The sequence below is a fragment of the Haloplanus sp. HW8-1 genome (assembly GCF_023703795.1).
In the GTDB taxonomy this organism is placed as follows: domain Archaea; phylum Halobacteriota; class Halobacteria; order Halobacteriales; family Haloferacaceae; genus Haloplanus; species Haloplanus pelagicus.
The window spans coordinates 3,083,899-3,109,253 of sequence record NZ_CP098518.1; the positions used below are offsets into that span (position 1 = coordinate 3,083,899).

Below are 25,355 nucleotides of genomic sequence, written 5' to 3' on the forward strand. Positions count from 1 at the left end.
CCAGCGAGTGAGTGAGCGCAGCGAACGAACGAGCGCAGCAGAAGGTCGGAGAATGCGCCATCCGGGAGTCCCGCGAGCGAACGAAGTGAGCGAGTGGAACTACGGGCGGCGCACGAACGAAGTGAGTGCGCCGTCCGGGAATTGAACCCGGGCTAGTGGCTTGGGAAGCCACTGTCCTACCACTGGACCAACGGCGCTCGCATCACGACGTCTCTCGGCGGCCCACTTCAACGTAGCGTTTCGGGGAACGAACGCTTATACTGGCTCGCGCCGTAGTTACGGGGTGATATGACCACCAACCAGTCGTTCGAAGTGTTCCTGACCGACGAGGCGAGCGAGGAGTTCGGCGACTCGTCGATCCGCGCCGAGTCGGTGGACTTCTACGACTCGGGGGTCTGGCTCACCCACGCCGACGGCCGAGATTTCTTCCCGTACCGTCGCGTCCTCCGGATCAGCGAGGGTGCCACGACGACGGACCCGGCGACAGAGGGTGGGCGTGAGGGATCGGTGGCCGAGCGTCGGGACGCCGCAAGCGGGACCGCCGGCGCCGCCGACGACACCGAACTCGACGTGACGTGACGAAACCACCAATACCGTCGGTTTCGGCCGGGCAATACGGACGCATGTCCACCACCTCCGGCTGATGAGAGAGTATTTCAAACCCGGCGCCGTATCCACGTCCGATGAGCGACGAATCCGTCATCCTGGAAGCGTCGGCGCCGCTCGATCTCCGTCTCTCGGAGGCGGAACTGGCGGCGACCCGAGAACACATCGAGACCTTCGTCGAACGAACGGTCGACGACGCCGCGGCCGAGGGCGCGGTGCTCGGTCTCTCCGGCGGTATCGACAGCACGCTGACCGCCCACCTCGCAGTCGAGGCACTGGGTTCGGATCGCGTTCACGGACTCGTGATGCCCAGCGACGTGAACGCGGCCGACAACATGAGCGACGCCGAACGCGTCGCTCGCGACCTCGGGATCGAATACGACGTGATCGACATCGCCCCCATCTACGACGCCTTCGTCGAGGCGTTCCCCGGTGAGGCGACCGAACGGCGGGTCGAGACCGATCCGCTCCGCACCGCCGCCGGTAACGTCCGCGTGCGGATCCGTGCCGTCCTGAACTACTTCGTCGCCAACGCCGAGAACCGGATCGTCCTCGGGACGGGCAATCGGAGCGAGGCGCTCACCGGCTACTTCACGAAGTACGGCGACGGCGCGGTCGACTGTCACCCGATCGGCAACCTCTACAAACAGCAGGTGCGACAGCTCGCCGCCCATGTCGGGGTTGACGAGGACCTCGTAACCAAAACACCCTCGGCGGAGATGTGGACGGGACAGACCGACGAGGAGGAGATGGGACTCGGGTACGACACGCTCGATGCCATCCTCGCGCTCCACGTCGATGGGCCGCTCTCGCGGTCCGCGACGGTCCGTCATCTCGACGTGACCGCCGAACAGATCGAGCGTGTGGTCTCCCTCTACGAGATGAGCACCCACAAGCGGTCGATGCCTCCCTCGCCCGATCCGCTCCACCTGTAGTCGCGGCCGTCGTCGGTGGTCGTTCGGCCGGCGACGAGACGACGGTCACGCCGATCTCCCGGCCGCGGCCGGGCGTTTCCAAAGGTCTTTGGCTATCGCCCCGCAACCGTACGGCAATGGACAAAGCCGTGCGGGCCCGGCGTGCCGCCCGCGACGCGCTCGCCGACATCGAGCCCGAACGGCTCGGCGAGGTGCTACAGGACCGCCTCGCTGACGCCTCGATGACGCCGAGCGTCCTGACGCTGGTGAGCGCCCGGGCACTCGACGGCAGCGTCGATTCCGACCACCTCGCCGAACGCGCCGCCGGCGTCCAACTCATCTACGAGGGGCTCCGGCTCACCCGCTCGCTGGCCCACACCGAACCCTGGGTCGGCGACGACGACAGCGCCCGTCGGGCCGACCTCGACATCCTCGCCGCCGACGTGTTCGTCTCCCGCGGGTTCTACCTGCTCGCTCGGACCGAGACTGCCGACCGCGCCGTCGAGGTGGTTCGCTCGTTCGGCCGGGACCAGACCCGCCGCCGCGAACCGGGCGCCGACCGGGGCGCGCTGGATCGCAGCCTCGAAGCCGACGTGTTCGTCCTCGCCGTCGCCGCCGGGACGACCGCCGTCGGGGTCGTCCCCGGCGACGACCTCCTCGAGTACGCCGCCGACCTCGCCCGCGAGTTCGACGGCGATCTCCCTCCGCCCGACGCCGCGCTCCCCGACGCGGTGGCTACCCGCGTGCTCGCCCTCGCCGGAGGCGACGCCGCCCCACCTGCCGACCCGTAAATCGAAACGCCTAAAGACAACTCCGGCCAAGCGGTGTACGCGTGCCTGGGTAGCTTAGCGGTAAAGCGCGTCCTTGGTAAGGACGAGAGCCCGGGTTCAAATCCCGGCCTAGGCTCTTTCTACCGTACACACGCTGTACGCGCACTCTTTGGGCACCACTTCGTTGAAATCACTCCAGTCAAGAATCCCCTCTCGCTAACCAAGGTGCCCCACGCTGTATTTCGATTCACCACCGTATCAGGAAAACAAACCTCGTGTTTTGCCTGGCTCGATGAAGGCCCAGGCTTTCACTCCCGTTTTCGGGCGTTTCGGCGTCCCTCGGTCGCTCGAATACGATCTCGACGCACGACGAGTCGAGTCGAGACGCCGGCACACGACTGCACATGGGGGTCACGTACCGCGAGTACCGCCGCGAACCGGGCAAGTGGATCTCCCCTCGACAGAACCGAACCGCGCCGTGGGATACGGCCACGACACGCACCCCGGCCGAATCCTCCCGAAGCGGCGACCTCCGTCGGTTGCGGCAGCAGCAAAAGATTTTTATAGAACCGCGAACAACATTCAGTTGCAATCGAGGTGACCAGCCATGGCGTTGCGACCGAATCCGCCAAGTTCGTGGACGAGCGGCATGGACTTTCCCAGTCAGTTCTTCGAAACCGGCCGTGACGACTACGAACTGTACGAGGAGGACGACGAATTCGTCCTGAGCGTCGAGATGCCGGGGTTCGATCCCGAGGATATCGACGTGACGTGGGACGACAGCGTCCTCAACGTCGCAGCGGAGCGATCGGACGAATCGCGGAACCGACGACGGACCTACCACCGCCGGTTCCGCTTCCCGAAGACCGTCGCCGACGAGGACATCTCGGCGCAGTATCGTAACGGCATCCTCGAGATTCGGCTCCCGGTACTCGAAGGTGCGGCGGCTCAGGGCACGGAAATCGAGATCGAGCACTGATCCGGACGAAGGATCGACCGACGACGCCGAAGCGGTCGGACGTCGTCGAACTTCCCCCCGGAACTCGATGCCCGGCCCCGTGAGCGTGTACGGGCCTTCGCTCCGGAACGTCGCGGCCGAAGACGGCGCCGTGGGGGAACGGCGCCGAGCACCGAGGTGCCAGTGGGGTGTGCCGGGCGCGCGGGTGGGGAGGATGGGAACTGAAGCCGGTAGTGCGCGCCCAGTCGGACGGTTGCCGTCCCTCGACTTAAATATACGTCAGACGATGGTGAGGTTGCCGACACGTCGACGGGGGGCAGTTGACCGGCCGGAAGCCGTGACGACACCGTCCACAGTCGGTGATCGACGCGACCGGAGCGGGTCGAAATTCGTAGCCCCCCTCCGTCGTCGTCGGGCGACGGACCCGTGATCCGGAGCGACCGACCCACGGCCAGTCGAGGGGTTCGAAGGGTCGTTCCAACGGTACCGAGGGATCGGGAGTGGCGCATACTGGAAAATATAAAAATTATAAACAGTATTCAGACACTGCCGGACAGCAGTATCTGGATGTCGCTGACAAACCAGCAGGAAGAAGGGTTGTTCAGTTTCGACAATCAGGACATGATGGTGTTCATACTCGTCATGTCACTTCACGGATTGCAGATGATGTTCGCGGAGCTGCTTCCGTCGTTCTCGCTCGGGGGGTTGGAACTCGAACTGGGGCCGTTTCTCTTCATTTCCTACACGCTCGTCTTCCTCTTTCGGTCCTTCTGGGCGTGTCTGGCCGTTCCCGTCGGTGGCATCGTCTTCGGCGAAATCCTGATAGGTGATTTCAGTGCGTTCGGGGCCGTCGAGAGCCTCCTCATGATCACGATTTCGCTGTACATCGCGACGACGATGATCAGCGATCCGGAGGACGTGAAGTGGCTCGCGGTGCTGGCGGTGGTCGCCAAGGGGCTGGAGGAACTCGCGGCACAGTTCATCGACGTCGGGAAGTTCTACGTCGGCGTCGAATCACTGGAGGCCATCGAGTGGCTTCCGGAGACGATTTGGGCCGTCGAAGTCGCGGGTGCGACCACCCAAGTCATCATCGCGGGGATTATCTTCGGTGCGCTTCCGATGATGTACTTCTATCCGCGGATGCGCGGGAAGATCGAACCGCTGCTCGGGATGGAACCGGTCGAGGGACATCCGAGCGGCAAGCGGATCAACCGGGACACGTACAAGGGACTTATCGCGTGGGTCGTTCTGACGCCCATCGCGTTCGTCTTCGAGGCCTTCAGCGAGACCAGCGGTGCGTTCCTCGTCTTCGAACCGCAGTTCGTCGAGTCCTACGGACAGGTCTTCTTCGCGGTCCCAATCGTCGCCGCCGCAGTCGTCGCCTACGGCGTGGTGTACTACCGCCAGCGGGACACCGCGTAATCGCAACGGCTCGATTTTTATACTCCAATGGCTTCAACGACAATCACTGTCGAAGACCTGACATTCAGATACCCGGGGAGCGACGACCCAGTGTTACGGAACGCGAACGTCGAGATCGACTCCAGTGAGTTCACCGCGATCATCGGCGGTAACGGGAGCGGCAAAACGACGCTCTGCAAGGCGTTCAACGGACTGGTCCCGCACTTCTTCGACGGAACGTTCGAGGGGACGGTGACGGTTGGTGACACCGTCACGACCGAGAGCGACGTCTCGGCGCTCTCCCGGACGGTCGGGTACGTGTTTCAGGACTTCGAGAACCAACTCGTCCAACCCATCGTCCTCGACGACGTGGCGTTCGCTCCGAAAAATCACGGTCTGGAAGACTACCGAGCCCGTGCGATGGACGCACTCGAAGCGGTGGGGCTCGGCGATGTGGCTGACCGCTTCATCTGGGAACTCAGCGGCGGCCAGCAACATCTGGTCGCCCTCGCCGGGGTATTGGCGATGGCACCGGACGTCATCGTCGTCGACGAGCCAGCGGCCCAACTCGACCCCGACAACGCCCGCCGAACCTACGAACAGCTCCGGGAGATCCAACGAAGCACCGACGTCGGCGTGATCGTGATCGAGCACCATACGGAGTTCATCGCCGACTACTGTGATCGGCTCGTCATGGTCGCCGACGGCGACGTGGCGTGGACCGAACCGGTCGACGCCGGTCTGAATCGGGTCGAGGAACTGCTCGACGCGAACATCCATCCGCCACAGGTCACCCAGATCGCTCGGCGACTCCCGGAGGGGGACGGAGCCTTGGCGAACGGCCGGTATCCGGTGACGGTCGAACAGGCCGTCGATGCCTTTCCGGCGGCCGTCCCCGAAGGGAGGCGTACGGTTACGCCGGACGGCAGTGGGGGTGCTGAGACCCTCGTTAGCGTCCGCGACGTGACCCACGGATATCCGACGCTCCGCGAGGGCCGAAAGACGGTTCTCGACGGGGTCGATATGGATCTGTACGCCGGGAACAGGGTCGCACTCGTCGGTGCCAACGGAACCGGGAAGTCGACACTACTCCGGTTGCTAACCGGCCTCGAATCGCCGGACGAGGGTTCCGTCGTCGTTCTCGGCAACGATACGAACGATACGCTCCCCGAGGAACTGGCCGAGGAGACGGTGTACATCCACCAAAATCCCGAGGAGATGTTCGTCGAGGAGACGGTCCGGGAGGACGTCGCGTACTACTTGAAAAATCGGGACGCGCCGAACGTCGACGAGCGGGTCGACGACGTCGTCGACTTTCTGGACCTCGAAGGGATCGCTGACCGGGACGGTCGCCTCCTGAGCATCGGCCAACAGCGACGGGCGTCGCTGGCTATCGGTCTGGCGACCGAGCCGACCATCGTGTTGCTGGACGAACCGACCGGGAGCCTCGACCTCCAGAGCCGCCGCGAGGTGACGCGAATGCTCTCGCGGTCGGAGTCCCGGACGGAGACGGTCGTCGTCGCTACCCACGACCTCAAGCTAGTGGCCGAGTGGGCGGATCGGGCCGTAGTTCTCGGTCCCGACGGGATCCTCGCCGACGAAACTCCACGGTCGCTGTTCGAACGGCCCGAACTCTTGGAGCGGGCCCACCTCCGGGCACCGCAAGTCGTCGAACTCAGTGAACGACTCGGAATCGACCCGCCCTCGCTGACGACGTCGGATATCATCGAGCGGCTGTCGAAACAGGAGGCCCGGTGATGGGGTATCTCGACGCGCTCCGGAACGTCACAATCGCCGACATCAAGGTCGACCTCATGCGGACAGCCTATGACAACGACGACGCACTGCTGAACAAGTTCGATCCGCGCGTCGTGATCATCTGGTCGGCGATATTCGTCATCGTTCCCTGGTTCTTCTACGAGCCCGAACCCCTGTTCGTGATGCTCGTCGCGTCGCTGCTCCTGGCGTACCTGTCACAGACCAGTATCTACCTCCTCGCCCTCCTGATCTGGGGGAGCCTCTCGAACATCGGCTTCATCGTCATCGTCAGTTCGGTCGTCTACTGGTGGCAAGGTGGATCGGGAGGGCTCCAGGGCGCGGTCGTCGACAACAGCGTCGCGCTCCTGCCGTTCACGATGAAACTGACCGTCATCTCGGTCGTGAGTCTGGCGGCGTTCTCGGCGATGAGTCCGAAGAAACTCGCCAAGGGAATGTTGAGCCTCGGGGTTCCCCGTCCGTTCACCTTCGCAATCGCGTACGGCTACCGGATGATGCCGGTCCTGCTCGAGGAGTACCACGATCTGGTCAACTCGTTGCGGCTCCGAAACAAGGCCCCCGAGAACCGCGGTCTACTGCGGTGGCGATACTACCTGTATCTGCTGAAACTCTCTATCAAGGCGTTCTACCCGATGGCGTTCAACGTCGCGAAACGCTCCAGAGTCACCGTCGAGGCGATGGAGACCAAGGGGTTCTCCCACTCGCTGGGCGACGAGGCCAGCCGGGAACTCAGGCTGGGCGGCCTCGAAATACAGCCTCGCGACGTGACGTTCCTGTTGGTGTCGCTGCTGTTCGTGGTCGTCGTCGCGGTATTCCTGTAGGTCGACGACCGTCGGGTGACGCGTTCGACACGCGACCCCCGGCCGCTACGCCAACAGGTCGTCGACCCCGACGAGTTCGATAGCCGCGTCGTCGGTGACGTCGCGAAGCGCCGGGACGCGATCGGTCAGTTCCCCCGGTCGGTGGCTGTCGCTCCCGAGGACGAACCCGACATCGCGGTCGGCGAACGGGCCGAACATCGACGGATCGGGGTGGGGGCGTCCCAGTGCCCGGTCGATTCGCCCGGCGTTGAGTTCCGGGACGGTCCGTGAGTCGGCCAGCGCCGCGGCGACGCGTTCGTAGTCCTCAGCGCGCGAGTGACCGCGCAGCGTCTCCAGTCGCTCGGGCAAGTCGAGGTGGCCGAGCACGTCGAACAGGTCCGATTCGACCAGGCTGACGACGGCGTCGTAGTACCGTTCGACCGCTGCCCGACGGAACCCGTCGCTCTCGCCGACGTAGGGGGTGTCGCTGGTGTAGTCGTACTCGCCGGCGAAGTGGACGCTGCCGATGGTGTAGTCGAAGCCGGCGGTTTCGAGGAACGCCTCGGTCGTGTCGGTCTCGCTCCCGACGTAACTCACCTCCGCGGAGTCGTACAGCGTCAGGTCGACGCGCTCTCGGGCCGCCTCGATGACCTCCCGCCGGCGCTCGTACGTCTCGACGAGGTCGTATCGCGTCCGGCGACCGAACGCGTCGTCGGCCACGATGCAGTGGTCGGTCAGTCCCAGAGCGTCGAGGCCGGTGTCCTCGGCCGCATCGATCATTGTGGACAGTTCGGAGCCGTCGGAGAAGGTCGTATGCGCGTGGACGTCCGTCCGCATCACGCGCTACCGGCGACGTCGTACAGTTTCTGGCCATCGAGTTTCGGCACGACGTCCCGGCTGTCGACAGCCAGGGCGTACTCGTAGAGGTCGGTGCGCTTGATCTGGGGCCGCCGTTCGTACTTCGGCCCCTTCGAGAACGCGACCATCTCGTGGTAGACCGCCAGTTCGCGGTCGGTCGGCGGATCGCCGAGCAGGTGGCGCGCGATGAACAGCGCGCCGGCGACGTCCTCCGGCGACGGCTTCCCGTTGGAGCCGGCGGCGACGAAGTACGTCTCCGCGTCCTGTTCGCGGAGGTGATCGGCCAGCGCGACGCCGTTGGTCAGGCCGCCGACGTAGACATCGACCTCGTCGCCGCCGGCCGACCGGAGGTCGGTGACGGCGTTGCCGCCGTTCGTGGAAGTCATCGCCGTCGGGCAGCCCGCGACGTCGACGCCTTGGACGAAACTCGGCGAGTTGAAGAAGTCGTAGCCCGGCTCTCCCCGGTAGTTCGGACCGGAGCCGCCACCGATCTTCGCCCGGGGGTTGGCTTCCTTGAACGCCAGTTCGTCGCCCCGGTCTTCGGTGACGTGGACGTACGTCGCGCCGTTGGCGAACAGTTCGGGCACCGTCGTCGAGAACTGCGCCACGTCGACGACGACGTAGTTCCCCGGGGTCGGATCCTCGGGGATCTGTGCCCGTGCGGGAATCATCCGGTCGAGAGGGAGAGACGCCGCCGTCCCGTCTGCGAGTAGGCTCACGCTCGCAGAACGCCGGACGATCACATGAGTGTAACTAAGAGGACTATATGCCACTACGAAGCCCTCTCGAGTTGCGGGGGAGCGGCGTCCGACACCACGGACCGAGGGGCCGTCCCGGTGCGACGCGGGACGCGCCGCCGCCCGTGCAAGGCACACCGACCGGCGAGGTTAAGCCTCTTTATCCCTCGTGACCCAGCGTCGGCCGTGACATCGACTTGGGACGACCTCTTTGCGCGCGCCGACGACTACGACCGGACCGAGGCCGACGTCATCGACGCCCTCCGTCGCCACCGTACGGCCGCCGACGATGATTGACCCCGCGCCGACGCGGGTCGTCGCCGGCGCCGACGTCCTCGCGGCGGACGTCCTCGTCGGCGACCCCTCGCGAGCGGCGCTCGATCACGTCCGCGAACACTCGTGGATGACCCTCGTCGCGGGCGACCCTCTCCTCGACGACGCCGAGGCCGTAATCGCCGACCTCGGCGACGAACGGCTGGCGGCGGACTGGCGCGTCCGCGCCGCCGAGGCCTGCGAACTCGTCGACCATCCCCCCGAGGACCACCCGGCGCTCGCGGCCGCCTACCGCGGCGGTGCGATGCACGTGTTGACCCTCGACGAGTCGCTGCTGTCGGCGTCGGCGGGGGCAGCCATCCGCGGACGAGTCGAGGCGAGCGTTCGCCACCCGCGGGCCTTCGCGACGCTTTTCGACGCCGAGAGCCTCTATCGCGAGGCCGTCGGCGGGGCGTATCCGGGGCCGGACCGCGATTCGCGAGACTAGCGGTTCGGATACCACTCCGCGAACTTCTCCAAGGCGCGGCCGCGGTGGGAGACGGCGTTTTTCTTCGCGGGCCCCATCTCCGCGAAGGTCGTTCCGTCGTACTCGAACACGGGATCGTAGCCGAAGCCCTCGTCGCCGCGCGGGTCGACGAGGCGCCCGCGGACCGAGCCCACGAAGAGTTTGACCGGGAGGTCGTCGGCATCCTCGTCCTCGTCCTCGTCGGCCGCCGCGGCCGCGGCCCGTTCCCCGCGGTCGATGGGGTCGGGGCTGGCGTCGAAGGGGTCGCCGTCGCAGTACGCGAGGACACACCGGAAGGCGGCCCGTGCCGGGTCGGGATCCGCCGCCTCGCGGGCGAGGGCGCTCACGCGCTCGATCCCGAGTTTCTCCTCGGCGTACGCGGTGTAGGGGCCGGGAAAGCCGTCGAGGGCGTCGACGAACAGGCCGGCGTCGTCGACGAGGACCGGCCCGTCGGCGTGGCGGTACGCCTCGCGGGCGCCGCGGGCGGCGATCGGTTCGAGGGTCGGCGCCTGGATCTCGGCGTAGTCGAACTCGAGCTGGGCGACCGAGCCGTCGTCGAGATACTCCCGGACCTCCCGGACCTTCCCCGGGTTGGTCGTGACGTAGTTGAGCATACCGACGGTGGGATCGGTCGTGGCAAAGAGGCGTCGGTCCGCTCCGCGCCGGAGAACAGCAACTTTATCACCGGCAGGGAGCGAAATTCCTCCAAGATTACTCTCAATGGCGACGGAAACACATCAGCAACCGGAGGTGAACATCGGTCTCGTAGGCCACGTGGACCACGGCAAGACGACGTTGGTCCAGGCCCTCAGCGGATCGTGGACGGACCAACACTCCGAGGAGATGAAACGCGGTATCTCCATCCGACTCGGATACGCGGACGCGACGTTCCGTCGGTGTCCTGGCGTCGACGAACCGGAGTGTTACACCGTCGACGAGACCTGTCCCGACGGCTCGGAAAGCGAGGTCCTGCGGACGGTCTCGTTCGTCGATGCGCCCGGCCACGAGACGCTGATGGCGACCATGCTCTCGGGGGCCGCGCTCATGGACGGCGCGGTGCTCGTCGTGAGCGCGACCGAACCGGTCCCGCAAGCCCAGACCGAGGAGCACCTGATGGCGCTCGACATCATCGGCGTCGAGAACATCGTCATCGCCCAGAACAAGATCGACCTCGTCGATCGCGAGCAGGCGGTCCGTAACCACCAACAGATCGAGGAGTTCGTCGAGGGCACCGTCGCCGAGGACGCTCCTATCGTCCCCATCAGCGCCCAGCAGGAGGTCAACATGGACCTCCTCATCGACGCCGTCGAGCGGGAGATCCCCACGCCCGACCGCGAGGAGACCGACGCCGCACGGATGTTCGTCGCGCGGAGCTTCGACATCAATCGCCCGGGGACGACGTGGGGCGACCTCAAGGGTGGTGTCGTCGGCGGGAGCCTCGTCGACGGGACGCTCGAAGCGGGCGAAGAGATCGAACTTCGACCGGGCCGCGAGGTCGACGAGGAAGGCCAGACCGAGTGGCGGCCCATCACGACCGAGGTGCGATCGCTCCAGGCGGGCAGCCAGTCGGTCGGCGTAGCCCGCCCCGGCGGCCTCTTGGGCGTCGGTACCGGGCTCGACCCGTCGCTGACGAAAGGCGACGCGCTCGCGGGCCAGGTCGCCGGCGACCCGGGGACGCTCCCGCCGACCCGCGAGGCCTTCGAGATGGACGTCGAACTGCTGGATCGCGTCGTCGGCGAGGACGGCGACGAGATCGAGGAGATCTCGACGGGCGAACCCCTGATGCTCACCGTCGGCACCGCGACGACCGTCGGGGCCGTGAGCAGCGCGCGCTCCGGCGAATGTGAGGTATCGCTGAAACGTCCCGTCTGTGCCGAGTCGGGGTCGAAGATCGCCATCAACCGCCGCGTCGGGGCCCGCTGGCGGCTCATCGGCATCGGCACGCTCAAGTGACAGGGCCACCCGTCGCCATGGACACCAGTGCGCTCATGATGCCGGTCGAATGCGACGTGCGGGTGTTCGACGAACTCGACCGCCTCCTCGGCGACGTCGAGTTCGTGACGCCAGCCGCGGTGATCGCGGAACTGGAGTCCCTGTCGGTGGGCGCGGGCGCGGGCGAGGAGGCGACGGCCGCCAGCGTCGGCCGGGATCTGGCGGAGCGCTGTCGCGTGGTGGAGACGGACGTATCGCACGCAGACGACGCGCTCGTCGAACTCGCCGACCGGGGCGAGTGCGAGTACGTCGTGACGAACGACGGTCCCCTTCGTGACCGGCTGCTCGAACGTGGCGTTCGGGTGATCGGTTTAAGGGGTCGGAACACACTGAACATAACACAACCTTAGCATGTACAAACGGGTACGACTCAAGGACACGGTCGAGGTGCCCCCGCGGCACCTCGCCGACGTGACGCCCGAGCGGGTCAAGCGCCTGCTCCAGGACAAACTCGAAGGTCGGATGGACGAGGAGGTGGGGAGCGTCGTGAGCGTCATCAAGGTTCACGACATCGGTGACGGCGCCGTGTTGCCCAACCGCCCCGGGGTCTACTACGAGGCCGACTTCGACGCCATCACCTTCGATCCACAGATGCAGGAGGTCGTCGACGGCACCGTCGTCGAGGTCGTGGAGTTCGGCGCCTTCGTCGGGATCGGTCCCGTCGACGGCCTGCTCCACGTCTCACAGATCTCCGACGAATATCTCGCCTACGATGGCGAGAACCAGCAACTCGCCTCGACCGAGACCAACCGCACCCTCGGCGTCGGCGACGAGGTCCGGGTTCGCATCGTCACCAAGAGCGTCGACGAGCGCAACCCCCGGGACAGCAAGATCGGGCTGACGGCGAAACAGCCGGGGCTCGGCAAACACGGCTGGCTCGAGGAGGAGCGACAGAAACGCGAGGCACAGATGGAGGGTAACTGATGGCCGAGGACCGCCTCGCCTGCCGTGAGTGTCACTTCATCAACGACCCCGACACGCAGACCTGCGCGAACTGCGGGTCGTCGAGCCTCACGGAGGACTGGGCGGGCTACGTCATCATCACCCACCCCGAGCGCTCGGAGGTCGCCGAGGAGATGAACGTCTCCGAAGCCGGCGGGTACGCGCTGAAGGTCCGCTGACCGTGCTCGAACTCCCGGACGACCTTCGCGGGGCGTTCAAGGAGCCGCTGGGCCGGGTGTTCACCGATCCTCGGGCGCTTCTCGCCGCCGACGGCGCCGGCGACCCACTCGTCGCGGTCGGCGACGTGGTCACCGCCCACCTCGTCGACGCCGGCCGGCGGCCGGACGTGGCCGTGATCGACGGCAAGACCGAACGCCACGCCGTCGACGATGAGGTGGCGCGGGTTCTCCCGAAGCCGGACGTCGAGGTGACGAACCCGGCGGCGACGCTCTCCCGGGACCTGCTGTCGGCGCTCGTGACCGCCCTCGACGACGGCCCGACCGTCATCGGCGTCGACGGCGAGGAGGACTTGGCGACGCTCCCGGCCGTCCTCGCGACGCCGCTCGGCGGCGCCGTCGTCTACGGACAACCCGGTGAGGGGATGGTGCTCGTCCCCGTCACCGACGAGTCGCGAGCGACCGCTCGCGACCTGCTCTCGCGGATGACTGGCGACGTCGACGCCGCCCTCGCGCTCCTCGCCGACGGGGATTCGGGCGCTTCGTAATCCTTTTGTCCGGTTCGAGACCACGTATGGGTAACTGAACGATGGATATCGATATCATCGAGGAAGACGAGAACCCCATGTTGCACCGCACGGACGTGCGTTTCCGGATCACTCACGAGGACGCGACCCCCTCCCGTCTCTCGGTTCGAGACAGTCTCGCGGCCAAACTCAACAAGGACTCCGCGGAGGTCGTCGTCCACGAACTCGACACGAAGTTCGGGATGCGCAAGACCATCGGCTACGCCAAGGTGTACGAGAGTCCGGACCACGCCCGCGACGTGGAACAGGACCACATGCTCGACCGGAACAAGATCAGTCCCGACGCCGAGGACGCCGAGGACGCCGAAGCGGACGCCGAAGAAGCGTAGCGGTCGATGCGGATTCTCGGCATCGAGGGGACGGCGTGGGCGGCCAGCGCCGCGGTCTTCGCGTACGACCCCGACGACCCCACGCCCCTCGACGCCACCAATCCCGTGATCGAAACCGACGCCTACCAGCCCGAGAGCGGCGGCATTCACCCGCGCGAGGCAGCCGAACACATGGGCGAGGCCATCCCCACCGTGATCGAGACGGCCCTCGACGCCGCCGACGGGCCCATCGACGCCGTCGCCTTCTCCCGTGGGCCGGGACTCGGTCCTTGTCTGCGCATCGTCGGCACGGCCGCCCGCGCCCTCGCGGGGACGCTCGACGTGCCCCTCGTCGGCGTCAACCACATGGTCGCACACCTCGAGATCGGGCGCCACGGTGCTGGCTTCGACTCTCCGGTCTGTCTCAACGCCAGCGGTGCCAACGCCCACCTCCTGGGGTATCACGACGGGCGGTACCGCGTCCTCGGCGAGACGATGGACACCGGTGTCGGCAACGCCATCGACAAGTTCACCCGGCACGTCGGCTGGTCACATCCCGGCGGACCGAAAGTCGAGGCGGCGGCCGCGGACGGCGAGTACGTCGACCTGCCCTACGTCGTCAAGGGGATGGACTTCTCATTCTCGGGGCTCATGAGCGCCGCCAAGGACGCTTACGACGAGGGGACGCCCGTCGAGGACGTCTGTTTCTCCCTCCAAGAGACGATCTTCGCCATGCTGACCGAGGTGGCCGAGCGCGCCCTCTCGCTGACCGGGTCGACCGAACTCGTCCTCGGCGGTGGCGTGGGACAGAACGAGCGCTTGCGGGAGATGCTGTCGACGATGTGTGCCGACCGCGGCGCCGCGTTCTACGCCCCCGCGGCCCGATATCTCCGGGACAACGCCGGCATGATCGCCGTCCTCGGAGCGAAGATGTGCGCGGCCGGCGAGACGATCACCGTCGGGGAGTCGGCGGTCGACCCGAACTTTCGGCCGGACGAGGTGGCCGTCGCGTGGCGGAGCGACGAGTCGGTCGCCATCGATCCCGTCGAGACGACGGAGCGACAGGGCGCCGAAGCCGTCGTCACGGTCGAGGCGGATCGCGTGATCAAGCGTCGCCTGCCGAAAGCCTACCGGCATCCCGCTCTCGACGCGCGACTCCGTCGGGAGCGCACGGTCGCCGAGGCTCGCCTGACGAGCGAGGCACGGCGCCGGGGCGTCCCGACGCCGGTCGTGCGTGACGTCGACGTCGCCGAGGCGACGCTCACCCTCGACCGGATCGGCGACCGTGACCTCGCTGCCGCGCTCACACCCGCCCGTGCCCGGGTCGTCGGCGCCCATCTCGCGACTCTCCACGACGTCGGCATCGTCCACGGCGATCCGACGGTGCGGAACGTCCGGATCGGCGGGGGCCGGTGCTACCTGATCGACTTCGGCCTCGGCTACCACAGCGGCCACGTCGAGGACCACGCGATGGACTGTCACGTCTTCGAAGGGAGCGTTCGTGGGACGGTCGCGGCGGCGGACGCAGAGAACGCCCTGTCGGCGTTCGAAGCGGGGTACGCCGAGGCGGGCGACGGAGCGGTTCTCTCACGACTCCGGGAGGTCGAGGGTCGTGGTCGGTACCAGTGATCAGCAGTCGGAGTCCGCCGAGGGGCGGCCGCCGAGCAGCGTCGTCCACGTCGACCAGTAGTCCGTCCAGGTGTCGACACACCGGTCGAGCGAGGACGCGGCGCTTGTCGGCTGTGGCTCCGGGGCACGCCGCTCGTCCACGACCGATCTGCAGTCGGGACAGCGGACGCAGCGGTGTCCGGCGACGGTTCGCTCGTCCCAGTCGCCGTCGAGTGGACTGGCGTGTCCACAGTCGGGGCAAAACAGCGTCGCCTTGCGGCCCTCACTCTCCCGAGGAGACGACCGGGAGGGGGTGACAGCGGAGGTGTGTTCCATGGAGATGACGTACGTGCCCAGAAGGGATAATTCTGGCGTCACAGCGTTCAGAACGGACGATAGTGAACGATTCGGGATGCGGAATCGTCGCCGGACTGCCGCCGCGTCCGCCGCCCCGTCGACGCCCCTGCGACCCGGTGGCCGTGGCAGGGTCATCCCCGCTCCCGAGCCGAAACGATTTATCCCGGGGAACCGTACCATCCCCCCATGGTCGACAAACCGCAGTCCGGTTCGATTCTCGGTATCCCGTACAACTTCGAACGCCCGAGCCTCGGGCGCCTGCTCTCCGCACACTGGAAACCCGGCGAGGGGATGGTCGTCGAGAAGCCCTTCGGCATCGGCTACACCCTGAACCTGGCGAACTGGCGGTCCTGGCTCGTCGTCCTCGTCGCCGGCGTTCTCCTCTGGCAGGAGAACGACGGCGGCCTGACTCCGGACGCGGACGCCGACGGCGGCGACGACGACCCCGTGGAAGTCGTCGTGGACGACTGATAACGGGCGTGGTGACGGAGTACGCGTTCGAACTGGCGCTGTGTTCCCACCTCGAAGACCGTCGTGAGTGGGTGCTTGGCCGCCAGCTCGGCGCCGCCGTCGCCGATCCCGGATCTCGCGTCGTCGACGTCTGTGCTGTGGTCCCCGGCCCGGCGTTCGACCACCGCACGGCCATCACGAGCGAGACGATCCCACCGCGAGCGATCGAGAGCGACGTGGGTCCCGGCCGGGCGGTCGATCCCGTCGACGCCTTCGACTGCTCGCCGGACGCCGCCCGCCGCGCCGCCGACCGCGCGGTCGAGGTGGACTTTTTCGAGGCGGAGCGACGCGGAAGTCGCCGGTACGTCCGCCAGACGACCCGCTATCCCGACTGGATCGGCCGGCTGATCGGCATCGAGAACAAACCCGACCTCGGCCGGCCGGGGGAGCTGGAGTGGCAGTTGCGCCGCGACGTCAGCCTCGGCCTCTTCGACGCCGTCGTCCTCGCCACCGAGAGCTACGTCACCGGCGCGCACCTGAACCGGATCCCAGAGGCCGTCGGAGTCTGGCGATTCTGCGGAAGCGGGGAGCCACGACCTGCGGACACCCTGGCACGGTCCGACGACGGAGAGTTCACGGTCGTCCGGGAGCCGACGCCGCTCGCACCCGACGAACCGGGCATCGAGCCCCTCGACGAGCGGCCGCTCCGGACGGACGTGGTCGTCGTCCCGCCGGCCGAGAAGGCCCGAAAACGGCGGGCGATCGCCGAACGCGCCTACGGCAAGGGGTGGCGTCCCCGGTCGTATCCGCCGTGTGCGTCGATGTGCCCGACCGACGACGGGCGGCCCTACTGTGCGGCGTTCGATCGGGTCGTCGATCCAGGGAGCGCGTGTGGCGAGTCGTGTCCGGCCTTCGAGCCGGGTGATCGGCCACCCGTTGACCGCGAGGGGCTACGCGACGCGCGGACGCCGTGGATCGCCGATCCCGACGGGGTTCGGCGGCGGCAGGCCGGACTCGACCGGTTCACCTGAGGCGCCCGGACTCGCGACGGCTCTCAGCGCCGCCCTGCGAGCGCGGTGAGGCCGGCGACGGCGACGCCGAGGACGAGTCCGACTGCGGCCGCCCGCCGCGGCTCCGGGGCGCCGAGAACGAGTAGGGAGACGGCGATCCAGACGAGCGCCCCCGCCAGCCCGCTGGCGGCGCCGCGGCCGAGCGTCGAGACGACGGTCACGGCTGTGACTGTGGCCGACCGCGGGTTATACGTTTTGTTCACAGGTCGTAGGTCTCCCCGTCGACGGCGAGGGGTTCGGCGAAGGCCTCCTCGGCGGGATAGAAGTGCGCGAGGTGGACCAGTCGGGTCCGATCGGTGTCGAGTTCGGCCGCCAGTTCCAGCGCCCCCTCGCGGGTCATGTGTTTCGTGCCGAAGGTGCGGGGGACGCCCTCGGCGTTCCGGTGTGAACCACCGTGTGGGTGGTGTTCGCACAGCGACGCCGGAACGATGGCGTCCGCCAACAGGAGGTCGGCTCCGGCGAGGGCCGCCCGCGACTCGTCGGGGATGTCGAAACTCGTGTCGCCGGTGAGCGCGCATTTCGCGCCCGTCTCTGGATCCTCGACGACGACGCCGTAACACAGGAGCGGGGGATGATCCACGGGGACGAACCGCACGTCGAGCCCACAGATCCGGACCCGTTCGTGAGGGGCGTGGTCGTGGACGCTCACCCGATCCAAGTAGTCGTACTTTCGGCGGATCGTCTCGGCGACGCTCTCCCCGGTGGCCGGATCGACGACGTCCGTCGCGTGGACGGGCAGGTCGTCGAACAGGCGGTAGGCGTTGCCGAGGCCGTCGAGGTGGTCGAAGTGGATGTGGGTCACCAGGGCCGCGTCCGGGAGCGGAACGTCCTGTGTGAGAAACTGGTGGCGAAAATCGGGGCTACAGTCGACCAGCAGCGACTCGCCGGTCCGGTCGTTCTCGACGTGGACCGAGAAGCGTGAGCGTTCGACGCCACGGGCAGTGGCACGTTCACAGGTGGTACAGTCACAGCCGACGGTCGGGGTGCCGGTCGTGTCGCCGGTGCCGAGGAGCGTCACCCGCATTCGGTCGGACGTTGCCGGGCGGCGGCCTTATACTGCCGGTTAGCGGCCGTGGCCGTGGCTTCGGTTCGGACGGGTCCGATAGCCGTGCCCGACGACCAGCGCCGCGGCGTTGAGGGCCAACACGGCGCCGACGAGGCGAAGGTTCCACCCGAACGTCAGGAGGGTGATGGCGGCAAGTGGCAGTGCAACGGCGGCCCAGAACGCGGCGGCACGCACGGCGGTCCCGGCGCGGGCGATGGCAGACCGGGCGTGGACGGAACGGACGGAGGGCATCGTGGTCGATCCTTCGACACGGGGATGCAAAAGGCTGTGTAAGACCAAAATACGCCTTTGAGCGACGCCGTCACTGACCGCCGTCGGTCGCCGCCGGTGTCACCGACGGTCGGGTGTCGCCGTCGGCCCCGCCGACGCTCGTCCCGTCGGCCACGTCGTCGATGTCGAACCCTCGCGCGGAGTTCGCGACGACCAGCAGGCTGCTCGCGCCCATGGCGACGGCGGCGACGAGGGGGTTGAGCGCGCCGAGTAGGGCCACCGGTACCGCCACGGCGTTGTAACAGAACGCCCACCCCAGGTTCTGCCGGATGCGCCGCCTCGTCGCTTCGGTGAGGTCGAACACCTTCGGTACGGTCGTCAGGTCGTCGGTCGTGACGACGGCGTCAGCGGCGTCGGCTGCGAGGCGTGTCCCGCTCTCAAGCGAGATGCCGAGGTCGGCGGCCGCGAGCGCCGGCGCGTCGTTGCTGCCGTCGCCGACCATCACGGTCGTCCCGTCGACGCGGAGGCGGTCTACCACTTTCGCCTTTGCCTCCGGGGGGACGTCCGCGAACACGTCGTCGATGTCGGGATGGTCGCGAAAGCGGGCAGCGGCCGCCTTGCCGTCGCCCGTGAGTACGACGACCCGGTCGACCGTCTCGGCGACCGCCGAGACGACCGACTCCCACTCCGGTCGCGGGCGGTCGCCGGCGACGAGGACGCCCCGCACCTCGCCGTCCCAGCCCACGAACGCGGGGATCCGTCCGGCGTCGACGGCGCGGTCGTATCGCTCGCGGTAGCGCTCCGGCACCGTCGCGTCCGCGAACAGGTCGGCCCGCCCGACCGTCACCCGGACGGCGTCGTCACCCGTCGGTCCCTCCCCCCGGACGACGCCGCTGACGCCGCGCCCGGGGTGGCGTTCGAAGTCCTCGACCGACGACTCGCGGGCGTCGACGGCCTCGCCGATGGCCCGTCCCATCGGGTGGTCGGCGAACGTCTCGACGGCCGCCGCCCGCGCGATGGCGTCGTCGTCGCCGACGGCGTCGTGGAGGCGCATCGCCCCCGTCGTCAGCGTTCCCGTCTTGTCGAAGGCGACGACGTCCGCCTCGCTCGCCCGCTCGAAGGTGTTGCCCTCCGCGATGACGACCCCCCGGTCGAGCGCTTCGCGGACGCCCGACGCGACGGCGAGCGGTGTCGCCAGTCCCAGCGCGCAGGGACACGACACCACGAGCACGGCCAGTCCGGTCAGGAAGGCGGCGGTCGGCGCCGCGCCGAGTCCGAGGTGGACGACGACCGCCGCGGCGGCGAGGACGACGACCACGGGGACGAACACCGCCGCGATGCGGTCGGCGAGACGCTGGACGCCCGAGCGCGAACTCCGGACACGCCAGAGGTGGGTCACCAGCCGATCGAGCGTGCTCGTCGCCGCCGCGGACGCCTCGATCACGATTCCACCCTCGGTCACCAGACCGCCGCCGATCACCTCCTCGCCCTCGCTCCGACGGACGGGCACCGACTCGCCGGTGACGAGCGACTCGTCGACGGCGGCGGTCCCCTCGATCACCCGGCCGTCGACCGGCACCCGTTCGCCCGTCCCGACGACGAGTTCGTCGCCCGGGTCGACGGCGTCGACGGACACCCTCTCCTCGCCCTCGGCCGTGCGGCGCCGTGCTTCGTCGACCCGGCTCTCGGTGAGTTCGGTCAACTGTCCCGCCGCCCGCTCTTTCAGTCGGGTCTCGTAGTAGCCACCCAGCGTGACCACGAGGACGACGACCGTCGTGATGTCGAAGTACACCTCGGTGCCGCCGAGCAGGAGCGTCGCGGTGCTGTAGACGTAGGCCGTGCCCGCCGCGAGCGCCACCAGGAGGTCCATGTTCGGTCGCCCGGCCCGGAGGCTGACGTACGCCCCGCGGAGGATGGGATAGCCGGTGTACCCGAGGACGACGCTCGTCATCACCCAGACGTTCCAGAGGAGGTAGCCCCCGGCGGCCCCCGTCACGTCGAACAGCAGGAGGTCCGAATCGAGACCGAGATACGTGGGATAGAGAAAGAGGACGTACCACGCCATCGTCATCATGCCGAAGAAACCGCCGATGATCAGGCGCCCGACCGTCTCGGTGGTGTCGTCCTCTCCCTCCGCGTCGACGTCGCGGGCCCGGTAGCCCGCCCCGTCCAGTAGCGGCGGCAGTTCGTCCGCGTCGAGGCGCTCCGCGTCGTAGCGTAGGCGCACCAGGTTCGACGGGTAGGACGCCTCCGCCGCCACGACGCCTTCGTTGTCGGTGGCCCGCGACTCCAGGAACGCCTCACAGGTCGCACAGTGCATCCCGTCGACGGCGACGAAGGCGGTGTCGGTCTCGGTCGTGGGGGTGTCGTCGGCCGCCTCGCCGCCGTCCGCCCCGCCCGACAGCGTCGCCCGGACGTCCTCCGGATCGGTGTCTGCGGCGGTCCGGTCGTCGTCGACCGCATCTAGCTGTCGGGCCACCTCCAGACAGCCACGACAGCAGAACGTTCCAGCCACCTCGTCGTCGGTGACGGGCGAGTCCGGCGTCGGCAGGTCACAGAGCGTACAGGACATCATCCGAGGGGCTGGTAGACGGGGATCGGTGGGTGGGGGAGGTGGATCCCGAGGAGCATCAATCCGTGTGCTAGCGGCAGGTAGCCGAGGGCGATGAACGCGACGCCGAGAGCACGGTGGAGCCCCACCCGTGAGTCCGTCCCGAGCGACTGAAAGACGGTGCCGTACGCGAGCAGCGTCGGCACGGTTCCGATTCCGAGGACGCCGAGCGAGAGCGCCCCCCTGAGCGGCGAGCCGACGGCGAAGGCGTAGATGAAGGCGGGATAGAGCAGGGGGCAGGGCAAGAGGCCGTGGAGTGCGCCGAGGGCGACGATCCGCGGGCCGCCGACCCACGCGTCGACGCGTGCGGTGACGGCACCGTACACTCGCGAGAAGGCGTCGCCGACGAGCGGGATCGAGACGCCGTGGCCGACGGAGCCACGGCGGAGGTAGCCCACGCCGGTGAAGACGATGAAGCCGCCGGCGAGGATCCCCGTGACCCCGCGCACGTCGGTCGCGAGCGTGGCGACGGCGGCGACGTCGAAGAGTACCGCCCCGAGTGCCCCCATCACCGCCCCGATGGCGGCGTAGCTAACCGTGCGGCCGGCGTTGAACAGGAGGTGCTGACGGACGTCGATGGGCCGGACACGGTCGGTCTCCGCACCCATGCGGTCGGCGTACAGCGTGACGAGCGGGCCACACATCCCGAGACAGTGGGCCCCGCCGAGGGCACCGATCGTGAGGAACACGAGCAGGGAGACGTCACCCTCGGCGGCGACGGCCGACGCCACGCCGGAGCCGGCGAGTGGGATCATCGCCTACGCTGAGGCCGCCTTGAGCGTCGACTCGCTGGGCAGGAACATCGTGTACACGCTCGCGGCGATGAGGACGACGTTGACGAGTGCCACCACGACGATCGTATCGACGGATAGCGCGTACAGCGCGGCCGGGAGCAGCGCAAGCAGCGCGACGGACGGTACCTGGTGGACGGAAACCATACTGGATGTCTGGGCGTGTCTGCTTAATAACTGCCGCCGCTATTCCAACGTTCCGAAAATGGCCGTTCGTATTATGTGACGTAGGGTCCGTGATCGCACGTATGGTGGCATTCGACGGTAGCGAACGGCTCACCGACGAGCGGTCCGGGGGTGACCCCGGGAGACGACGGGACCGTCCCTCCCGGCGTCGTCCTCGTCGGCACGAGGGACAGCGGCGGTGTCCGATCGGCCGGCCACGGCCGACGCGTGAGACGTTCACCGACGACCACGGGAACGGGGGGCGACGCGCATGACGGGGACCGATCCGACGGACCGATCCGTCCTGACTCGCCGGGGAGCGCTCCGGGCCGCCGCCGGGACCGTAGCGGCCGGCACGACGGCGGCCGGCCTCGGTGCCCGTCCCGTCGCCGCACAGAACGGCGTCGACTACGGTGGCTGGTTCGGCTCTAGCCGGGGTGCCGAGACCCAGAACTTCGACGGTACGGTGGATCGAACCGGACAGGATTCGGTGACAGTCGAGGTCGGCGCCGAGGGCAACGGCGGCCCGTACGCCTTCGGCCCGGCCGCCGTCCGGATCGATCCCGGCACGACGGTGACCTTCGAGTGGGTGTCCGACACCCACAACATCCTGCTCGAATCCCAGCCGTCCGGCGCCGGCTGGCAGGGCGTCGAGAGCATCGAGAACTCCGGATACTCCCACGAACACACCTTCGAGACCGAAGGCATCTACAAGTACTACTGTCAGCCCCACCTCGCGCTCGGCATGAAGGGCGCCCTCGTCGTCGGTGGCGGTGGCGGCGACGGCGGCGGTGGTGGTGGCGGCGACGGCGGTGGCGGTGAGGCCGGCGGCGGTGGTGGTGGCGGCGACGGCGGCGGTGGCGGTGAGGCCGGCGGCGCCTCGCCCACCCTCTCGCTCGCGTTCCGTCTCGTCGGCGGTGCCGTCGCGGCGGCGCTCGCGCTCGTTCTCGGGGTCACCGCTTGGGTGTTCCTCAACTACGACGAGTTCACGACGACCGGAGAGACGGACACGACTCCGTCCCAAGCCGCGCGGGCGCCCTCCGAATCGGTGTTCGAGGCGGGGGCCGTCCGCGACTTGGACCACGACGACTACGACCCCTACGGCACGGCGACGTTGATCGCCATCTACGTCGGGATCATCAGCCTGCTGTGGGTGTTCATGTACTTCGTCGAGTTCCTCGGTGGCGGACCGACGGTGATCGGCTAACTGGGGGGAACACGAATGGAAATTCATCGATACGAGAAAATCTGGACTGCTGTTGCGCTCCTGTTGATCGTCGGCCTCATCGCCACGGTGACCTACGGAGCGCTCGGCCCGGGGGTAAAGATGGTCGACGATTCGGGCGGCACGATCGACGCCGACTCGCTCGGCGATACCGAGTTCGCCGATCCCGGCGTGACGAAAGTCGGCGAGGACCAGTACGAGGTTCACGTCGTCGCCAGACAGTTCCTGTTCCAGCCCGGAACGACGTCGCCGATCCGCGTGCCGGCGAACTCAGAGGTGACGTTCTACATCACCAGCCCGGACGTGGTTCACGGCTTCGAAATCGCGGGCACGAACGTCAACACCATGGCGATTCCCGGGCAGGTAGCGGAGGTCACCGTCCGGTTCGACGAACCGGCCGAGTACGGGATCGTCTGTCACGAGTACTGCGGGGCCGGCCACCACACGATGGCGGGCCAACTCGTGGTCGTTCCCGAAGACGAGTACGACACGGAGGGTAGCTAAATGGCATACGTCGACGACTTCCCGACCGACGCACGAATCGTTCGCTGGAACATGCTGGTCGCGTTCACGGCGCTGGGGATCGGTGGTCTGTTCGGCATGATCCAGGGGCTCCACCGAACGGGATACTTCCGTGGCTTCGTGAGTTCCGCGGACTACTACACGGTGCTCACGGGTCACGGCGTCCTCCTCGCACTGGTGTTTACCACCTTCGCCCTCTGTGGCCTGTTCACGTGGGGGGTTACCCGGAGCCTCGATCGACCGCTCCCGAGCGCGCGGTTCGCGATGACCTGGTTCGGCCTGATGCTCGTGGGCGCGGTCATGGCGGCGGTCACCATCCTCGGCGGACTGGTGCCCCAGATGCCCCTGAACGCGGACGTGCTCTACACGTTCTACGCGCCGATGAAGGCACACCCGGCCTTCTACGCCGGGCTTGCGCTGTTCATCGTCGGCTCGTGGCTCGCCGGCGTCGACTGGTTCCGCACGTACTGGCGCTGGCGCGGTGACAACCCAGACCAGCGCATCCCCCTGCAGACGTTCATGGCGCTGACGACCATGCTGATGTGGTACATCTCCTCGGCCGGCGTGGCCGTCGAGGTACTCGTGTTCCTCCTGCCGTGGTCGCTCGGCCTGATCCAGCAGGTCGATCCGCTGTTGACCCGGACGCTGTTCTGGTACTTCGGCCACCCGGTCGTCTACTTCTGGCTCATGCCGGCGTACTTCATCTGGTACACCGTGTTGCCGAAGCTCTCGGGCGGTCGTCTGTTCAGCGACCCGCTCGCGCGAGTGGTGTTCGTCCTCTTTCTCCTGCTGTCGACGCCGGTCGGGTTCCACCACCAGTACGTCGATCCCGGCATCCCGGAGGGATTCAAGTTCATCGCGATGACGAACACCATGTTCCTCCTCCTGCCCAGCCTGCTCACCGCCTTCACCGTCGTCGCCAGCATGGAACACGGTGCGCGACAGCGCGGCGGCGAGGGTCGACTCGGGTGGCTGCGGGAACTCCCGTGGGACGAACCCGCCTTCGCCGGCTGTGCGCTCGCCGGCCTGATGTTCGCCGCCGGGGGTTTCTCCGGCATGATCAACGCCGGCATGAACATCAACTACCTGATCCACAACACGCTGTGGGTGCCGGGTCACTTCCATCTCACCGTGGGGACGGCCTCCGCGCTGACGTTCATGGCCGCGGGCTACTGGCTGTTCCCGCAGATCACCGGCAACCGCCTGCGATTCCGCTCGCTCGCGACGATCCAGCCGTACGTCTGGTTCATCGGCATGACGCTCATGTCGAACGCGATGCACCGGGCCGGGCTCGCGGGCATTCCGCGCCGCACCGCCGAGCCCCAGTACGACAGCATCACGTTCCAGGGCGTCGTCGGCGGCGTGAGCGAGATGCGCCTGCAGATAGCCATCGGCGGGACGATCCTGTTCTTGGGGCTCGTCCTCTTCCTGATCGTGATCTTCGGGACGTGGCTCGGCGGTAGCGGGAACGACTCGCTTCGGGTCAACGGGGCGATTCCGGCGCCGCTCTCCGGTCCGGAACACAGTCCGCGGATCCTCGACAACCTGAAACTGTGGACGGCGGTCGCCATCCTGCTGATCGTCCTCGCCTACGGCCTGCCGCTGTCGGCGATGATCAGCGACGGGCTGTTCGCCCCGGGTAGTCCGCCCATCCCCGTCTGATCCCCTCCATCCACT

The 25,355-nt window shown here is 67.7% G+C and carries 31 protein-coding genes and 2 tRNA genes; 22 read left to right on the top strand and 11 right to left on the bottom strand.

Features of this window, described 5'->3' with window-relative positions; genetic code table 11:
• Positions 1–126 precede the first annotated feature (126 nt).
• Positions 127–197: transfer RNA gene (locus tag NBT82_RS16030), tRNA-Gly, on the bottom strand.
• Between the two features lie 91 nt (positions 198–288).
• On the opposite strand from NBT82_RS16030, the gene NBT82_RS16035 reads away from it, so the two are divergent.
• The 8 genes from NBT82_RS16035 (at position 289) to NBT82_RS16070 (ending at position 7,246) form a co-directional block, all read left to right on the top strand.
• Entirely contained in the window at positions 289–579 is a 291-nt protein-coding gene (locus NBT82_RS16035; RefSeq protein WP_251329102.1) for a hypothetical protein, read from the top strand.
• A gap of 104 nt (positions 580–683) precedes the next feature.
• Positions 684–1,541, top strand: coding sequence for an NAD+ synthase (locus NBT82_RS16040; RefSeq protein ID WP_251329103.1), 858 nt, complete (start codon positions 684–686; stop codon positions 1,539–1,541).
• Between the two features lie 116 nt (positions 1,542–1,657).
• Positions 1,658–2,311, top strand: coding sequence for a DUF7114 family protein (locus tag NBT82_RS16045; RefSeq protein WP_251329104.1), 654 nt, complete (start codon positions 1,658–1,660; stop codon positions 2,309–2,311).
• Between the two features lie 43 nt (positions 2,312–2,354).
• Positions 2,355–2,426 (top strand) — tRNA-Thr (locus NBT82_RS16050).
• A gap of 471 nt (positions 2,427–2,897) precedes the next feature.
• Complete coding sequence (locus NBT82_RS16055; RefSeq protein ID WP_251329105.1) at positions 2,898–3,269, top strand: Hsp20/alpha crystallin family protein; 372 nt, start codon at positions 2,898–2,900, stop codon at positions 3,267–3,269.
• A gap of 546 nt (positions 3,270–3,815) precedes the next feature.
• The gene (locus tag NBT82_RS16060; protein ID WP_251329106.1) at positions 3,816–4,670 is read left to right on the top strand and encodes a DUF8171 family membrane protein; all 855 of its coding nucleotides are present in this window, start codon (positions 3,816–3,818) and stop codon (positions 4,668–4,670) included.
• Between the two features lie 27 nt (positions 4,671–4,697).
• Positions 4,698–6,407, top strand: a complete 1,710-nt coding sequence (locus tag NBT82_RS16065; protein ID WP_251329107.1) for an ABC transporter ATP-binding protein — start codon at positions 4,698–4,700, stop codon at positions 6,405–6,407.
• Positions 6,407–7,246, top strand: coding sequence for an energy-coupling factor transporter transmembrane component T family protein (locus tag NBT82_RS16070; RefSeq protein WP_251329108.1), 840 nt, complete (start codon positions 6,407–6,409; stop codon positions 7,244–7,246). The genes NBT82_RS16065 and NBT82_RS16070 overlap by 1 nt, the downstream gene beginning before the upstream one ends.
• A gap of 45 nt (positions 7,247–7,291) precedes the next feature.
• Here NBT82_RS16070 and NBT82_RS16075 read toward each other — a convergent pair whose 3' ends face one another.
• Both NBT82_RS16075 and NBT82_RS16080 read right to left on the bottom strand, forming a co-directional pair.
• The gene (locus tag NBT82_RS16075) at positions 7,292–8,062 is read right to left on the bottom strand and encodes a PHP domain-containing protein (protein ID WP_251329109.1); all 771 of its coding nucleotides are present in this window, start codon (positions 8,060–8,062) and stop codon (positions 7,292–7,294) included.
• Entirely contained in the window at positions 8,062–8,754 is a 693-nt protein-coding gene (locus tag NBT82_RS16080) for a 2-phosphosulfolactate phosphatase (RefSeq protein ID WP_345780694.1), read from the bottom strand. Before NBT82_RS16080 ends, NBT82_RS16075 begins: the two co-directional genes overlap by 1 nt.
• Positions 8,755–9,109: 355 nt before the next feature.
• On the opposite strand from NBT82_RS16080, the gene NBT82_RS16085 reads away from it, so the two are divergent.
• A complete protein-coding gene (locus tag NBT82_RS16085) occupies positions 9,110–9,580 on the top strand; it encodes a DUF7384 family protein (protein ID WP_251329111.1) in 471 nt (156 codons plus the stop codon).
• On the opposite strand, the gene NBT82_RS16090 is transcribed toward NBT82_RS16085, so the two are convergent.
• Positions 9,577–10,212, bottom strand: a complete 636-nt coding sequence (locus tag NBT82_RS16090) for a non-canonical purine NTP pyrophosphatase (protein WP_251329112.1) — start codon at positions 10,210–10,212, stop codon at positions 9,577–9,579. The genes NBT82_RS16085 and NBT82_RS16090 overlap by 4 nt on opposite strands.
• 106 nt (positions 10,213–10,318) lie before the next feature.
• Between NBT82_RS16090 and NBT82_RS16095 the strand changes: the two genes are divergently transcribed.
• From NBT82_RS16095 to NBT82_RS16125, 7 genes are read left to right on the top strand one after another with little or no spacing between them, the layout of a single operon-like run.
• Entirely contained in the window at positions 10,319–11,551 is a 1,233-nt protein-coding gene (locus NBT82_RS16095; protein ID WP_251329113.1) for a translation initiation factor IF-2 subunit gamma, read from the top strand.
• A gap of 17 nt (positions 11,552–11,568) precedes the next feature.
• A complete protein-coding gene (locus NBT82_RS16100) occupies positions 11,569–11,940 on the top strand; it encodes a PIN domain-containing protein (protein WP_251329114.1) in 372 nt (123 codons plus the stop codon).
• 1 nt (position 11,941) lies between these two features.
• A complete protein-coding gene (locus NBT82_RS16105; RefSeq protein ID WP_251329115.1) occupies positions 11,942–12,514 on the top strand; it encodes a DNA-directed RNA polymerase in 573 nt (190 codons plus the stop codon).
• Positions 12,514–12,711: a transcription elongation factor subunit Spt4 gene (gene spt4, locus NBT82_RS16110; protein WP_251329116.1), complete on the top strand. Its 198-nt coding sequence runs from the start codon at positions 12,514–12,516 to the stop codon at positions 12,709–12,711. Before NBT82_RS16105 ends, spt4 begins: the two co-directional genes overlap by 1 nt.
• Positions 12,712–12,713: 2 nt before the next feature.
• Complete coding sequence (locus NBT82_RS16115) at positions 12,714–13,256, top strand: GTP-dependent dephospho-CoA kinase family protein (protein ID WP_251329117.1); 543 nt, start codon at positions 12,714–12,716, stop codon at positions 13,254–13,256.
• Between the two features lie 41 nt (positions 13,257–13,297).
• Positions 13,298–13,624 (top strand): 30S ribosomal protein S24e, encoded by a 327-nt coding sequence (locus NBT82_RS16120; protein WP_251329118.1) that lies wholly within the window; start codon positions 13,298–13,300, stop codon positions 13,622–13,624.
• Positions 13,625–13,630: 6 nt separating this feature from the next.
• Positions 13,631–15,232 carry a bifunctional N(6)-L-threonylcarbamoyladenine synthase/serine/threonine protein kinase gene (locus tag NBT82_RS16125; RefSeq protein ID WP_251329119.1) on the top strand — a complete coding sequence of 534 codons (1,602 nt, stop codon included), beginning with the start codon at positions 13,631–13,633 and terminating at the stop codon, positions 15,230–15,232.
• Here the strand turns inward: NBT82_RS16125 and NBT82_RS16130 are convergent, their stop codons facing one another.
• Positions 15,233–15,547 (bottom strand): DUF8106 domain-containing protein, encoded by a 315-nt coding sequence (locus NBT82_RS16130; protein WP_251329120.1) that lies wholly within the window; start codon positions 15,545–15,547, stop codon positions 15,233–15,235.
• A gap of 207 nt (positions 15,548–15,754) precedes the next feature.
• Here NBT82_RS16130 and NBT82_RS16135 point away from each other — a divergent pair, with 207 nt between their 5' ends.
• Both NBT82_RS16135 and NBT82_RS16140 read left to right on the top strand, forming a co-directional pair.
• Positions 15,755–16,039 (top strand): DUF5808 domain-containing protein, encoded by a 285-nt coding sequence (locus NBT82_RS16135; protein ID WP_251329121.1) that lies wholly within the window; start codon positions 15,755–15,757, stop codon positions 16,037–16,039.
• 11 nt (positions 16,040–16,050) lie between these two features.
• The gene (locus NBT82_RS16140; RefSeq protein ID WP_345780695.1) at positions 16,051–17,049 is read left to right on the top strand and encodes a DUF5787 family protein; all 999 of its coding nucleotides are present in this window, start codon (positions 16,051–16,053) and stop codon (positions 17,047–17,049) included.
• 23 nt (positions 17,050–17,072) lie between these two features.
• On the opposite strand, the gene NBT82_RS16145 is transcribed toward NBT82_RS16140, so the two are convergent.
• The 6 genes from NBT82_RS16145 to NBT82_RS16170 form a co-directional block, all read right to left on the bottom strand.
• Positions 17,073–17,249: a hypothetical protein gene (locus NBT82_RS16145; protein ID WP_251329123.1), complete on the bottom strand. Its 177-nt coding sequence runs from the start codon at positions 17,247–17,249 to the stop codon at positions 17,073–17,075.
• A 38-nt stretch (positions 17,250–17,287) separates the two neighbouring features.
• On the bottom strand, positions 17,288–18,112 hold the full coding sequence (locus NBT82_RS16150) for an MBL fold metallo-hydrolase (RefSeq protein WP_251329124.1): 825 nt from the start codon (positions 18,110–18,112) through the stop codon (positions 17,288–17,290).
• Positions 18,113–18,151: 39 nt separating this feature from the next.
• On the bottom strand, positions 18,152–18,385 hold the full coding sequence (locus NBT82_RS16155) for a DUF8028 family protein (protein WP_251329125.1): 234 nt from the start codon (positions 18,383–18,385) through the stop codon (positions 18,152–18,154).
• Positions 18,386–18,455: 70 nt separating this feature from the next.
• A complete protein-coding gene (locus NBT82_RS16160) occupies positions 18,456–20,939 on the bottom strand; it encodes a heavy metal translocating P-type ATPase (protein WP_251329126.1) in 2,484 nt (827 codons plus the stop codon).
• Entirely contained in the window at positions 20,936–21,730 is a 795-nt protein-coding gene (locus tag NBT82_RS16165) for a sulfite exporter TauE/SafE family protein (protein ID WP_251329127.1), read from the bottom strand. Before NBT82_RS16165 ends, NBT82_RS16160 begins: the two co-directional genes overlap by 4 nt.
• Positions 21,731–21,733: 3 nt before the next feature.
• Entirely contained in the window at positions 21,734–21,913 is a 180-nt protein-coding gene (locus tag NBT82_RS16170) for a DUF8131 family protein (protein WP_251329128.1), read from the bottom strand.
• 101 nt (positions 21,914–22,014) lie between these two features.
• Here NBT82_RS16170 and NBT82_RS16175 point away from each other — a divergent pair, with 101 nt between their 5' ends.
• From NBT82_RS16175 to NBT82_RS16190, 4 genes are read left to right on the top strand one after another with little or no spacing between them, the layout of a single operon-like run.
• The gene (locus NBT82_RS16175) at positions 22,015–22,206 is read left to right on the top strand and encodes a hypothetical protein (protein ID WP_251329129.1); all 192 of its coding nucleotides are present in this window, start codon (positions 22,015–22,017) and stop codon (positions 22,204–22,206) included.
• The gene (locus NBT82_RS16180) at positions 22,203–23,138 is read left to right on the top strand and encodes a halocyanin domain-containing protein (RefSeq protein WP_251329130.1); all 936 of its coding nucleotides are present in this window, start codon (positions 22,203–22,205) and stop codon (positions 23,136–23,138) included. Before NBT82_RS16175 ends, NBT82_RS16180 begins: the two co-directional genes overlap by 4 nt.
• A 15-nt stretch (positions 23,139–23,153) precedes the next feature.
• Positions 23,154–23,660: a cytochrome c oxidase subunit II gene (locus NBT82_RS16185; RefSeq protein ID WP_251329131.1), complete on the top strand. Its 507-nt coding sequence runs from the start codon at positions 23,154–23,156 to the stop codon at positions 23,658–23,660.
• Entirely contained in the window at positions 23,661–25,340 is a 1,680-nt protein-coding gene (locus NBT82_RS16190) for a b(o/a)3-type cytochrome-c oxidase subunit 1 (protein WP_251329132.1), read from the top strand.
• The last annotated feature ends 15 nt before the right edge of the window (positions 25,341–25,355 follow it).